This window comes from Massilia sp. Root418, assembly GCF_001425265.1.
Taxonomy (GTDB): Bacteria; Pseudomonadota; Gammaproteobacteria; order Burkholderiales; family Burkholderiaceae_D; genus Rugamonas.
Genome location: NZ_LMEC01000020.1, coordinates 990781 through 1003468 on the forward strand (window position 1 = coordinate 990781; position 12688 = coordinate 1003468).

Annotated in this window: 12 protein-coding genes; 9 read left to right on the forward strand and 3 right to left on the reverse strand. The window is 66.1% G+C overall.

What is annotated here, in order from left to right; all coding sequences use genetic code 11:
• Positions 1 to 9 precede the first annotated feature (9 nt).
• Positions 10 to 423, reverse strand: a complete 414-nt coding sequence (locus tag ASC94_RS16700) for a hypothetical protein (RefSeq protein WP_056397023.1) — start codon at positions 421 to 423, stop codon at positions 10 to 12.
• Positions 424 to 490: 67 nt separating this feature from the next.
• Here ASC94_RS16700 and ASC94_RS16705 point away from each other — a divergent pair, with 67 nt between their 5' ends.
• Positions 491 to 847, forward strand: a complete 357-nt coding sequence (locus tag ASC94_RS16705; RefSeq protein ID WP_056397026.1) for a MerR family transcriptional regulator — start codon at positions 491 to 493, stop codon at positions 845 to 847.
• Between the two features lie 40 nt (positions 848 to 887).
• Here ASC94_RS16705 and ASC94_RS16710 read toward each other — a convergent pair whose 3' ends face one another.
• Positions 888 to 2705 (reverse strand): DUF4153 domain-containing protein, encoded by a 1818-nt coding sequence (locus ASC94_RS16710; RefSeq protein ID WP_056397029.1) that lies wholly within the window; start codon positions 2703 to 2705, stop codon positions 888 to 890.
• Positions 2706 to 2845: 140 nt separating this feature from the next.
• On the opposite strand from ASC94_RS16710, the gene dapC reads away from it, so the two are divergent.
• The 8 genes from dapC to ASC94_RS16750 all read left to right on the forward strand — a co-directional run bounded on the left by dapC (position 2846) and on the right by ASC94_RS16750 (position 12040).
• Complete coding sequence (gene dapC, locus ASC94_RS16715; RefSeq protein ID WP_056397033.1) at positions 2846 to 4060, forward strand: succinyldiaminopimelate transaminase; 1215 nt, start codon at positions 2846 to 2848, stop codon at positions 4058 to 4060.
• A gap of 12 nt (positions 4061 to 4072) precedes the next feature.
• A complete protein-coding gene (dapD, locus tag ASC94_RS16720; RefSeq protein WP_056397036.1) occupies positions 4073 to 4900 on the forward strand; it encodes a 2,3,4,5-tetrahydropyridine-2,6-dicarboxylate N-succinyltransferase in 828 nt (275 codons plus the stop codon).
• Positions 4901 to 4989: 89 nt separating this feature from the next.
• A complete protein-coding gene (locus ASC94_RS16725; RefSeq protein ID WP_056397039.1) occupies positions 4990 to 6126 on the forward strand; it encodes a PilT/PilU family type 4a pilus ATPase in 1137 nt (378 codons plus the stop codon).
• 261 nt (positions 6127 to 6387) lie between these two features.
• Positions 6388 to 7530 (forward strand): MFS transporter, encoded by a 1143-nt coding sequence (locus ASC94_RS16730; RefSeq protein WP_056397042.1) that lies wholly within the window; start codon positions 6388 to 6390, stop codon positions 7528 to 7530.
• Positions 7531 to 7622: 92 nt separating this feature from the next.
• Entirely contained in the window at positions 7623 to 7976 is a 354-nt protein-coding gene (locus tag ASC94_RS16735; protein ID WP_056397045.1) for an ArsC family reductase, read from the forward strand.
• Positions 7973 to 9118, forward strand: coding sequence for a succinyl-diaminopimelate desuccinylase (dapE, locus tag ASC94_RS16740; RefSeq protein ID WP_056397048.1), 1146 nt, complete (start codon positions 7973 to 7975; stop codon positions 9116 to 9118). The genes ASC94_RS16735 and dapE overlap by 4 nt, the downstream gene beginning before the upstream one ends.
• A gap of 29 nt (positions 9119 to 9147) precedes the next feature.
• Positions 9148 to 10035 (forward strand): 50S ribosomal protein L3 N(5)-glutamine methyltransferase, encoded by an 888-nt coding sequence (gene prmB / locus ASC94_RS16745; RefSeq protein ID WP_056397051.1) that lies wholly within the window; start codon positions 9148 to 9150, stop codon positions 10033 to 10035.
• Positions 10036 to 10045: 10 nt separating this feature from the next.
• Positions 10046 to 12040: an ATP-binding cassette domain-containing protein gene (locus ASC94_RS16750; protein WP_056397054.1), complete on the forward strand. Its 1995-nt coding sequence runs from the start codon at positions 10046 to 10048 to the stop codon at positions 12038 to 12040.
• A gap of 73 nt (positions 12041 to 12113) precedes the next feature.
• Here the strand turns inward: ASC94_RS16750 and ASC94_RS16755 are convergent, their stop codons facing one another.
• Complete coding sequence (locus ASC94_RS16755) at positions 12114 to 12602, reverse strand: chemotaxis protein CheW (RefSeq protein ID WP_056398080.1); 489 nt, start codon at positions 12600 to 12602, stop codon at positions 12114 to 12116.
• Positions 12603 to 12688: the final 86 nt, after the last annotated feature.

Below are 12688 nucleotides of genomic sequence, written 5' to 3' on the forward strand. Positions count from 1 at the left end.
CAAGGTTGCCTATATTACACCGCTGGATGTGGCGCGGCGCACGGGCAGGCACTGGACGATGCACCACGCGGCTTCGGGCAGCAGGAACAGCCAGATCAGGGGCTCCCCCGTCGCAGCCAGCGCCCACGCCATCCAGGTCGAGAACAGCAGCCGCCCGGCGGCGTCGTAGCGGCCGAAGCGCGGTTGCGGGTCGCGGATGCGCAGCACCGACCACACCAGCACGATGCTGCCCATCAGGCAGGCGATCAGCGTGTGGAACGGCCCGAACGCAGGCAGCGCCGCCCCGCCCAGCAGCTGGTTGACGGCGGATAGCTGGGCCAGCACCAGCGCGAAGGTCCACGGCGTGGCGAACGGCGCGGTGACTGCAAGGTCGTAGATGGCGCTGGCGCGCACGATGTGGCGAAAGGCGGCGGGACTTGGCATAAAGACTCCTTGATGAATGGAGCCCGATGCTAAAGCCTGGAGTACACTCCAGGGTCAAGGAGAAAATATGCAGATAGGAGAAATTGCCAGCGCCACCGGCATCAGCCGGGACACACTGCGCTTCTACGAAAAGCGTGGCCTGCTCAGCGCGCGCCGGGGCGCCAATGGCTACCGCGACTACGCGCCGGAAGCGGTAGGCTGGCTGCGCTACATCCGCACCGCGCAGCAGCTGGGCTTCAGCCTGAAGGAGATCGAGGCCGACCTGCCGCTGCTGGCCGCGCCGGAAGCGTCGGCCGAGCAGCTGCGCGCGGCGCTGCAGGCCAAAATGGCGGAGATAGACCAGCGCATCGCCGGCCTCACCGCCCTGCGCGGCGAACTGGCGCGCCGCCTCGGCGAGCCGATGGCCGAGTGCCCGCTGCGCTAGGCCATGCCAGCCATGGCAGGACGCCGCACGCACCGCCTTGTCAGCGGCAGGCCTGCATGTGCAGCCGCTCGGGCGACTCGACCGGGATGCGCACGCCATCGACTTCCAGATCCGGCAAGGCTTTCGCAACGGTTGTCACCCGGCCCGCCTTGAGCTTGCCGAGCAGGCTTTCGCAGCCGGACAGCGTGTACGGCAGGCGGCCGGCAACCGTCCACTTCCCGTCCCGCAGCGCCAGCAGGGACGAACCGATGTGCGGCGCAGTGCCGATCACCAGCACGTCGGCCTGGCCGTCGCCGGTCATGTCCGCCACGACGGCATCGCAGTGCGCGCCCTGCTGATAAAGGCAGAGCGGGACGTCGGTGCCGCCAGCGTGCAGCCCGGCCCAGCCGGCATCCGGAAAGCCTTCCGGCAGGCGGGCCCCCTTCGGCCAGACCGTGAGATTGAGCGCGATCTCCGCGCCGCTCAGTGCGGCCTCGCCAGCCTTCTGCCAGCGATATTCCTTATGCAGTGCAGCCGTGGCTCCCGCGCGTTTGAGCGCGGCGTCCGCGCCGGTGGCAGACTGCAGGCGCTCCAGCGCTGCGCGCCCGTAGCGGGCGCCTTCGAATTTCAGGTATTCGTAGTCGAACTTGTCGGCTCTCACCGCGCCGCGTTCCAGCCGCGCCATCTGGCTGTCGACGGAAAGGCGCGCCGGGTCGGCAATGGGCGTGAACAGCGCCAGCAGCACCGCCAGCACCAGCCAGGCTGCGCCCACGTTGGTCAGCGACAGGGTGTGCAGCCAGGGGCCGCGCTGCAGGGCGGCGTAGGCGTAGCCGGCGGCGTAGCAGGCTGCCACCAGCAGGCAGGCCGCCGCAATGAGGCGGTCCGAACTCCAGCCGTAGTCGCCCACGCGCAGGCTGAGTGCATACACCGCGATGGCCGCCAGCGGCAGCAGCATCAGCGCGCCGACGCGGGCGCTCCAGCGCACCACGCGCGCCACCGTGCCCGCCACTTCCCCGTTCTGGTAGGCCGCGTTGATCAGCACCACCAGCGTGGCGGCAGCGCTCAGCAGCACGCTGGTGGCGTGGCGGGTGTTCCACAGCGTTTCCAGCCCGGTGAACGGCAGGCTGCCGAGGAAGCCCGCCAGCAGCAGCACCGTCACCGGCAGCAGCCAGGACATGAGCACCAGCAGCAGGGTGCGGATGCCGCGCACGATGGCCGGACGCACGTCCGTGATGTGCATGGCGCAGGCAAAGGCAAAACACAGCACGGGCGCGTTGAACCACGCTTCGCGCAGCAGGCGCTTCAGGAATTCCAGCTTGAGCAGCATGAACAGCCCGCTGCCGAGGTTGAGCATGGCCCACAGCGCGCCGACGAACAGCACCGAGAACGCCGCCTGGATGAACAGCTTCCAGGCGGTCTCGAAATAAGCGGCATAGCCGGCCAGGCGCCGCCTTTCCTGCACGCTTGCCATCACCAGCGAGTGGGCGATGAATAAGAACGCGGCGCTGAACACCGACACCAGCGCGGACGGATAACGCCCCGCCTTGCCCGATGCGATGATGGCGGCCCCGCCGCCGGCACGCCATGCGTCGTGCAGGCCAAAAGCCACAACCACTGCGGCGGCGGCAGCCATCCACAGCGCCAGCCTGCGCCCGCCAATGTGGCCCAGGCTTGAGATGAGCAGGATGGGCAGCAGCACGGCGGCCATCAATAGCGGCACGAACAGCAGCGGTTCGGTGGCCGGCCACGCGTCGCTGCCGGCGGCCCGGTGCAACAGATACAGCAGGCCGCCCTGCAGCAGGCCGACGGACAGGCGCAGATAGCCGTTGGCGCGGGTGGTGGTGGCTTCGAGGACGGTCTGGGCGGAGTCTGCCTGCATGGGCGGCTTTCATAGCTAAGATGCCGGCATTATTGCATGTGCTATCAAATTTGCAATACAGTGCATCTCCGCTGCGGCGCACAAGGGGCCCGCGCTGGCGCTATAATGGCTGGTTCCGATTTCCGCTCTTTGGTCCGCCTGTGAATCCACATCTCGATAAGCTGCAACCATACCCGTTCGAAAAGCTGCGCCAGTTGTTCGCCAAGGTGACGCCGAACGCCGACTACTCCGCCATCAGCCTGGGCATGGGCGAGCCGAAACACCCGACGCCGCCCTTCATCCAGCAGGCGCTGGTCGACAACATCAACGGCCTGGCGACCTACCCGACCACCATCGGCTCGGAAGCGCTGCGCGGCGCCATTTGCGGCTGGCTGGAACGCCGCTACGGCATTCCGGCGCTGAATCCGGCCACCCAGGTGCTGCCGGTAAACGGCTCGCGCGAGGCGCTGTTCGCGCTGGCGCAGACCGTGATCGATCCGGCTGCCAAGGCGCTTGTGGTATCGCCCAATCCGTTTTACCAGATCTACGAAGGCGCGGCCTACCTGGCCGGCGCCGAGCCGTATTTCGTGAATTCCGACCCGGCCCGCAACTTCGGCTGCGACTACGACAGCATCCCCGCCTCGGTGTGGGAACGCGTGCAGCTGCTGTTCCTGTGCTCCCCGGGCAACCCGACCGGCGCCGTGCTGTCGCTCACGGACTGGGAAAACCTGTTCGCGCTGTCCGAGCGCTACGACTTCATCATCGCCGCCGACGAGTGCTACTCCGAGATCTACCACGGCGATGAAGCGCCGCTGGGCGCGCTGCAGGCGGCCCACATGCTGGGCCTGTCCACCGTGGAGCGCCCTTACGCGCGCCTGGTGGTGTTCTCCAGCCTGTCCAAGCGCTCCAACGTGCCGGGCATGCGCTCGGGCTTCGTGGCCGGCGACGCCGAAGTGCTGAAAAAATTCCTGTTGTACCGCACCTATCACGGCGGGGCCATGAGCCCTTCCGTGCAGGCTGCGTCGGTGGCGGCCTGGAACGACGAGACCCACGTCGAAGCCAACCGCGCCCAGTACCGCGCCAAGTTCGCCGCCATCACGCCGCTGCTGCGGGAAGTGATGGACGTGGCGCTGCCGGACGCCGGTTTCTACCTGTGGGCCGACGTCAGCCGCACCGGCCTGTCGGACACCGAGTTCGCCCAGCGCCTGTACGCCGAATATAATGTCACCGTACTGCCCGGCAGCTACCTGGCGCGCGACGCGCATGGCGTGAACCCGGGCCGCAACCGCATCCGCATGGCGCTGGTGGCCGAAGCCTCCGAAGGGCTGGAAGCGGCGCAGCGCATCGTCCAATTCTGCAAAAACCTGTCTACATAAAAGAGAAGCATCATGACCCAACAACTGCAAAACATCATCGAACAAGCCTGGGACAACCGCGCCGAGATCAACCCTGCCAACGGCAGCGCCGAACTGCGCGACGCGGTATCGCACGTGCTGGCCGGCCTGGATAACGGCTCCCTGCGCGTGGCGCAAAAAGACACCGGCACCTGGGTGGTGAACCAGTGGATCAAGAAAGCCGTGCTGCTGTCGTTCCGTCTGGAGAACAACGTGGTGCTGCCATCGGACGGCACCATGCAGTTCTACGACAAGGTGCCGACCAAGTTCGCCAACTACACCGAAGCGGACTTCCAGGCCGGCGGCTTCCGCGTGGTGCCGCCCGCCGTGGCGCGCCGCGGTTCCTTCATCGCCAAGAACGTGGTGCTGATGCCTTCCTACGTCAACATCGGCGCCTACGTCGATGAAGGCGCCATGGTCGACACCTGGGCCACCGTGGGTTCCTGCGCGCAGATCGGCAAGAACGTGCACCTGTCCGGCGGCGTGGGCATCGGCGGCGTGCTGGAGCCGATGCAGGCCAATCCGACCATCATCGAAGACAACTGCTTCATCGGCGCGCGCTCGGAGATCGTGGAAGGCGTGATCGTGGAAGAGAACTCGGTGATCTCGATGGGCGTGTACATCGGCCAGTCGACCAAGATCTACGACCGCGCCACCGGCGAAGTGACTTACGGCCGCATCCCTTCGGGTTCGGTGGTGGTATCGGGCTCGCTGCCGTCGGACGACGGCAAGTACAGCCTGTACTGCGCGGTGATCGTCAAGCGCGTGGACGCGCAGACCCGCTCCAAGACCGGCATCAACGAACTGCTGCGCGGTATCTGATGCCATGGCGGGTTACGGAGCTGCGCTCCTAACCCGCCCTACGCATTACGCAGGCGCAAAGCGCCGTAACCCGCCAAACGGAGAGCCCTATGGCAATGGACCGCCTGTTCCAGCTGATGAAGGAGAAGAACGCGTCGGACATGTTCTTCGCGGTCAATTCGCCGGTTCACATCAAGATCAACGGCAACCTGATCCCCATCAACCAGCAAATGCTGGAGCCGGAAAACATCCACGCGCTGCTGGCCGAAATCTGCTCCCCCGAGCAGATGGCGGAACTGGAGCGCGACAATGAGCTGAACATGGGCGTCTCGGTGCCCAACCTGGGACGCTTCCGCCTGTCGGCCTTCCGCCAGCGCGGCAGCATCTCGGCCGTGTTCCGCTTCGTGCCGGCCAATATCCCGGTGCTGGCCGAGCTGGCGCTGCCGCCCATCCTGGCGGAGCTGATCATGGAAAAGCGCGGCCTGCTGCTGCTGGTGGGCGCCACCGGCTCCGGCAAGTCCACCACCATCGCCTCCATGCTGGACCACCGCAACGAACTGCGCTCGGGCCACATCCTCACGCTCGAAGATCCCATCGAGTATCTGTTCAAGAACAAGAAATCCATCGTCAACCAGCGCGAGATCGGCAGCGACGCCAAGGACTTCTACACCGCGCTGCGCAACTCCATGCGGCAGGCGCCGGACTGCATCCTGATCGGCGAAATCCGCGACCGCGAAACCATGGCCGCCGCGCTGGCCTATGCCCAGTCCGGCCACCTGGTGCTGGCCACGCTGCACGCCAACAACAGCTACAACGCGCTGAACCGCATCATCAGCTTCTACCCCATCGAAAACCGCGCGGCGCTGCTGCAGGACTTGTCGTCCACGGTGAAAGCCATCGTCTCGCAGCGCCTGATCCGCTCCATTAACGGCGGCACGCGCACGGCGGCGGTGGAAGTGATGCTCAATACCCGCCACATCTCGGACCTGATCGAAAAAGGCGAGATCGGCCAGATCAAGGAAGCGCTGGAAAAAAGCCTGTCGGCCGGCTCGCAGTCGTTCGAGATGGCGCTGTTCAAGCTGGTGCAGGAAGGCCTGATCAGCCAGGAAGAAGCCCTCGCCAACGCCGACTCGGCCACCAACCTGCTCTGGCTGCTGAACAACGGGCCGGACAGCAAGCACGAAGAACCGGAGCAGAAAGCGCCGGTCGCCGAAACCTCCTTCACCGAGTTCACCCTCAACACCTGACCGCCTCAACGCCACTCCAGCACAGCCCGCGTCAGCTTGAGTTTTCCTTTGACTGCAGGCCCACGTGTCACCGGATCAGCTCGCCTTCCGTTCCGGCCGGGCCTCCCGGATTGAGGTTGGGTTGGGCGGAGCTGTTCGCACCCGATGCAATTATCAGGCACAGCCATCTCATTCGCGAGCCGGGAACGCTTTCAGCAAATTCCTAGCCCTGTGGGTACAATTACCGAACCCCACGTTAGCGCTAACCAGCCACGGATTTCCATGAATAACTCAGCAGCACACCGCCTCTCCACCCGCCTGGGATTTCTGACCGCCGGCATCACCATGGCCGCCTGGGCGCCGCTGGTGCCGTATGCCAAGGAACGGCTGCATATCGAGGCGGCGCAACTGGGCATGCTGCTGCTGTGCCTGGGCGTCGGCTCGCTGCTGGCCATGCCCGTCACCGGCGCGCTGACCACTCGCTTCGGCTGCCGGCCGGTGGTGCTGCTGTCCGGCGCGCTGGTGTGCGCGGTGCTGCCCTTCCTCGCCATCGCACCGTCGCCGCTGCTGCTGGGCGTGACGCTGTTCCTGTTCGGCGCCACCATCGGCACGCTGGACGTGGCCATCAATGTGCAAGCCGTGCAGGTGGAAAAGGCAAGCGGCGGCGCGCTGATGTCCGGCTTCCACGGCATGTTCAGCGTGGGCGGCATCGCCGGCGCGGGCGGCATGGCCGCGCTGCTGTGGGCGGGCATGGATACGCTGATGGCTTCCGTACTGGTGGCCGCCGTGGCAGCTGCTGCACTGGCCGCCGCCGCGCCCAATCTGCTGCCCGCCGCGGCCACGCAGTCCGGCGGCAAGGAAGACCGGCGCCTGTTCGTGGTCCCGCGCGGCGCCGTGGCCGTGATCGGCCTGCTGTGCTTTGCCTGCTTCATGGCCGAAGGCGCTGTGCTGGACTGGAGCGCCCTGCTGCTCACCACCGCCACCGGCATCAGTGCCGACCAGGGCGGCCTGGGCTACGCCGCCTTCGCTGTCGCCATGACGCTGGGGCGCTTCACCGGCGACAGGATCGTTGCCCGCTTCGGCCGCCAGCGCGTGCTGCTGGCGGGCGGCCTGTGCGCCGCCGCCGGCTTTTTCACCGCCGTCGCCGCGCCCACGCCTGCCGTGGCGCTGCTCGGCTTCGTGCTGATCGGCCTGGGCGCCTCCAACATCGTGCCCATCCTGTTCACGGCGGCCGGCAACCAGCACGACATGCCGGCCGGCCTGGCCGTGGGCGCCATCACCACCATCGGCTACGCCGGCATCCTGGCCGGCCCCGCGCTGATCGGCTTCATCGCCCACGCCTCCAGCCTGCAGATGGCCTTCGCGGGCCTGGGCTGCGCCATGCTGCTGGTGGCCGCCAGCTCGCGCTCGCGCGTCGCGGCCTGAGCCGGAAGGGGCCGAAGTGCGTGCCAGTCACGTTATAATGCTGCACTTCGGCCGCCGCCCGGCGCGGCCACGCTCCCGAACTTACGTATCCCATGATTACTCTCTACGGCATCCCCAACTGCGACACGGTGAAGAAAGCCCGCGTCTGGCTGGCTGACCAGCAGCACGAATTCACCTTCCACGACTTCAAAAAGCAGGGCCTGGACGCGCGCACCGTCAGCGGCTGGCTGCAGACCCTGGGCTGGGAGGTCCTGGTCAACAAGAAGGGCACCACCTGGCGCGGCCTGCCCGACGAGCGCAAGGCCGCCGTCACCGACGCCGCCAGCGCCACCGCGCTGATGCTGGAGTTCCCGTCCGTGATCAAGCGCCCCGTACTGCAAGGCGCGGGCGAAGCCTGCCACGTCGGCTTCTCGCCGGACGCCTACCGCCAGATCTTCACCAAATGACCACCTCCAGCCAGCACTCCCGCACGCTCGCACTGACCGAGAAACTGCTCGGCCGCGCCTCCGTCACGCCTGAGGACAAGGGCTGCCAGGAGCAGCTGATCGCCCTGCTGGAGCCGCTCGGCTTCCAGTGCGAGACCATCGTCTCCGGCGACGTGACCAATCTGTGGGCGCGGCGCGGCACGGCCAGCCCGGTGCTGGTGTTCGCCGGCCACACCGACGTGGTGCCCACCGGCCCGGTCGAGCAGTGGTCGTCCGAGCCCTTCTACCCCACCCACCGCGACGGCAAGCTGTATGGCCGTGGCGCGGCCGACATGAAGACCTCCATCGCCGCCTTCGTGGTGGCCTGCGAGGAGTTCGTGGCCGCCAATGCGGACCATAAGGGCTCGATCGCCTTCCTCATCACCAGCGACGAGGAAGGCCCGGCCACCGACGGCACCGTGGTGGTGGTGGAAAAGCTGAAGGCGCGCGGCGAGACTATCGATTACTGCATCGTCGGCGAACCCACCTCGGACAAGACCCTGGGCGACATGATCAAGAACGGCCGCCGCGGTTCGCTGTCCGGCCACCTGGTGATCAAGGGCATCCAGGGCCACATCGCCTATCCGCAGCTGGCGCGCAACCCCATCCACCAGTCGGCGCAGGCGCTGGCGGACCTGGTGGCGGAAGTCTGGGACCAGGGCAACGAGTACTACCTGCCCACCTCCTGGCAGATGTCCAACATCAAGGCCGGCACCGGCGCCAACAACGTCATTCCCGGCGCGCTGGAGATCGACTTCAACTTCCGCTTCTCCACCGCCAGCACGCACGAAGAACTGCGCGCGCGCGTGCACGCCATCCTGGACCGGCACGGCCTGGAATACGACCTGAAATGGACCCTCAGCGGCCTGCCCTTCCTGACCCCGCGCGGCACGCTGAGCACCGCCGTGGCCGACGCGATCCGCGCCGAAACCGGTATCGAGACCGAGCTGTCGACCACCGGCGGCACCTCGGACGGCCGCTTTATCGCGCAGATCTGCCCCCAGGTGATAGAATTCGGCCCTCCCAACGCCAGCATCCACAAGATCGATGAACATATCGAGCTGCGTTTCATCGACCCGCTGAAGAACATCTACCGCCGTACCCTTGAGAACCTGCTGCGCTGAACGCGGCCGCTCCAATTGCGAGAATAATAATGACCACCTCCCTTTTCACCACCCCGCGCGACCTGCTGCGCTACGCCGTCACCCGCTTCAACACCGCCAAGCTGTTCTTCGGCCATGGCAGCGTGGAAGCGCTGGACGAAGCGGCCTACCTGATCCTGCACACACTCAAGCTGCCGCTGGACAAGCTGGACCCCTTCCTGGACGCGCGCCTGCTGCCGCAGGAGATCGACGCCGTGCTGGCCGTGATCGAGCGCCGCGCCACCGACCGCGTGCCGGCCGCCTACATCACCCGCGAAGCGTGGCTGGGCCCTTACAGCTTCTACGTGGACGAGCGCGCGCTGGTGCCGCGCTCCTTCATCGCCGAACTGATTCCGGACTACTTCTCGCCATGGATGGTCGATCCTGAAGCCACCACCAACGTACTGGAGCTGTGCACGGGTTCCGGCTGCCTGGCCATCATGCTGGCCGAAGCCTTCCCGAACGCGCAGGTGGACGCGGTGGACATCTCGAAGGATGCGCTGGACGTGGCCCGCATCAACGTGGACGCCTACAAGCTGCAGGACCGCCTGACCCTGATCGAGTCCGACCTGTACACCAACGTGCCGAACAAGAAGTACGACCTGATCATCACCAACCCGCCGTACGTGAACTCCGGTTCGATGGCCAAGCTGCCGCCGGAATACCTGGCCGAGCCGCAGATTGCGCTGGAAGGCGGCGCGGACGGCATGGACCTGGTGCGCAAGATCGTGGCCGGCGCCGGCGAGCGCCTGACCGACGAAGGCTTGCTGATCGTCGAAATCGGCAACGAACGCGAATTCGCCGAGAAAGCCTTCGGCCACCTCGGCCTGACCTGGCTCACCACCAGCGCCGGCGACGACATGGTATTCCTGCTGACCGCCGACCAGCTCAAACTGTAAAGAACACGCTATGATCCGCTTTATCCAAGTAAGCCTGATGCGCGGCGTGAAGCCGCTGCTGGAGCAGGTCGATGTCACCCTCAATCCCGGCGACAAGATCGGCCTGATCGGCGCCAACGGCGCCGGCAAATCCAGCCTGTTCGCGATGATGCGCGGCGAGCTGCACCCGGACCAGGGCGAAATCGACTTCCCGGCCAAATGGCGCGTCGCTTACGTTGCGCAGGAAACCCCGCCGCTGGAACGCTGCGCCCTCGATTATGCCATCGACGGCGACGTCAACCTGCGCAAGCTGGAAGCGGAACTGGCACGTCTGGAATCGGAACCGGAATCGGCCGACAACGGCATCGCCATGGGCGAAATCTACAGCGCGCTGGCAGACGCCGACGCCTACACCGTGCAGTCGCGCGGCGAACAGCTGCTGCTGGGCCTGGGCTTTACGCTGGACCAGATGCAGCTGCCGGTGGCCAGCTTCTCGGGCGGCTGGCGCATGCGTTTGAACCTGGCGCAGGCGCTGATGTGCCCTTCCGACCTGCTGCTGCTCGATGAACCGACCAACCACCTGGACCTGGACGCCATCATCTGGCTGGAAGACTGGCTGAAGCGCTACGCCGGCACCCTGATCATCATCTCCCACGACCGCGACTTCCTCGATGAAGTGGTGAACGTGGTGGTGCACATCGACGAGCGCAAGCTGAAGCGCTACTCGGGCAACTACTCGTCCTTCGAACGCCAGCGCGCAGCGCAGATGATCCTGGCCGCCGGCGCGCTGGAAAAGCAGCAGCGCAAGCGCGCCCACCTGGAATCGTTCGTCAACCGCTTCAAGGCGCAGGCCTCCAAGGCCCGCCAGGCGCAGAGCCGCATGAAGGCGCTGGCCAAGATGGAAGAGCTGGCGCCGCTGCGCGCGGCAGCCGAATTCTCCTTCGAATTCCGCGAGCCGCTGAGCGCCCCGAACCCGCTGCTGGTCATGGAAGACGTGGACGCGGGCTACAGGATCGAGAACGAAGCCACCGGCGACATCACCACCAAGAGCATCGTCCACGGCATCAACTTCTCGCTGCAGATCGGCCAGCGCATCGGCCTGCTCGGCGTGAACGGCGCCGGCAAGTCCACGCTGATCAAGACCATCGCGGGCGAACTGGCGCCGCTGACCGGCGACGCCACTATGGGCAAGGGCCTGAACATCGGCTACTTCGCCCAGCACCAGGTGGAGATGCTGCGCCACGACGAGTCGCCGCTGTGGCACCTGGCCAAGATCGCGCCCACCGTACGCGAGCAGGAGCTGCGCAACTTCCTGGGCGGCTTCAATTTCCCGGGCACCATGGTCACCAGCTCGATCGCGCCGTTCTCCGGCGGCGAGAAGGCGCGCCTGGCGCTGGCCCTGATCGTGTGGCAGCGCCCCAACCTGCTGCTGCTCGATGAACCGACCAACCACCTGGACCTGGAAACGCGCGAAGCACTGACCGAGGCGCTGGCGCAGTTCGAAGGCACGCTGGTGGTGGTATCGCACGATCGCCACCTGCTGCGCGCCACCACCGACCAGTTCATCATCGTCGCGGACGGCAAGCTGCAGCCCTTCGACGGCGACCTGGACGACTACAAGGACTGGCTGTTCCAGACCAAGCTGGGCAAGGGCACCGATGTGCTGCCGGCAGCGGGCAAGGCCAACAAGACGGAGTTCCCGGTGGCCTCGCCGGTGGCGCCGCCGGCGTCCACCGTCAACAGCAAGGACCAGAAGCGCCAGGATGCCGAGCAGCGCCAGAAGCTGTCCGCGCTGCGCAAGCCGATCGAGAACAAGATCAAGCGCCTGGAAGAAAGCATCGCCAAGCGCAACGCGCAGAAGGCCGAAGTGGACGCCGCGCTGGGCGACAGCGCCATCTACGACGCGGCCAACAAGGCCAAGCTGAAAACCCTGCTCACCGACCAGGCCTTCTACACCAAGGACCTGGCGCAGCTGGAAGGCGAATGGCTGGAGCTGCAGGAGCAGCTCGAAGCGCTGGCGGCATAAAGCCGGCGGGTTACGTCCTTCGGACTAACCCGCCCTACACACTGGCAGCATAAGGTATGCACCGTAGGGCGGGTTAGTGCGCAGCACGTAACCCGCCGAAATTCACGCGCCGTATCGACATCAGCTTATCGATATCCACCACGATCAGCCGCCTGCCCGCATCCGTGGTCCCCACCCCCAGCAAGTAGTCCACATTGGCCGCCAGCCCCGGCATCGGTTCGATGCTCCCCTCCGCCAGGGTAATGATATCGGTCACGCCATCGGTCACCATTCCCATCACGCAGTCGGACAGCTTGAGGATGATCACGTCCGTACGTGGATCGTGCACCGGCGGGCGCGGCCCGAATGCGATCCGCATGTCCACGATAGGCATGATCACGCCGCGCGACACCGCCACGCCGCTGATGACTTCACCGTCGGCGGAAAAGCGCTCCAGCGCCGTGAGCGGGCGCAGTTCCTGCACATTGCGGTAGTCCAGCGCATATTCCAATCCGCCCAAGCGAAAGCTCAGGTACTGGCGCAGCCCCGTATCGGCAACGCCCTGCAAGGTAGAGGATTGCATGATGACCCTTTCACTGTAGGATGACGCGTTCACCATCCTACCCGGCGCCGCTGGCGTAAGTGTTGATTGGAGTCAACGTTTTCGGC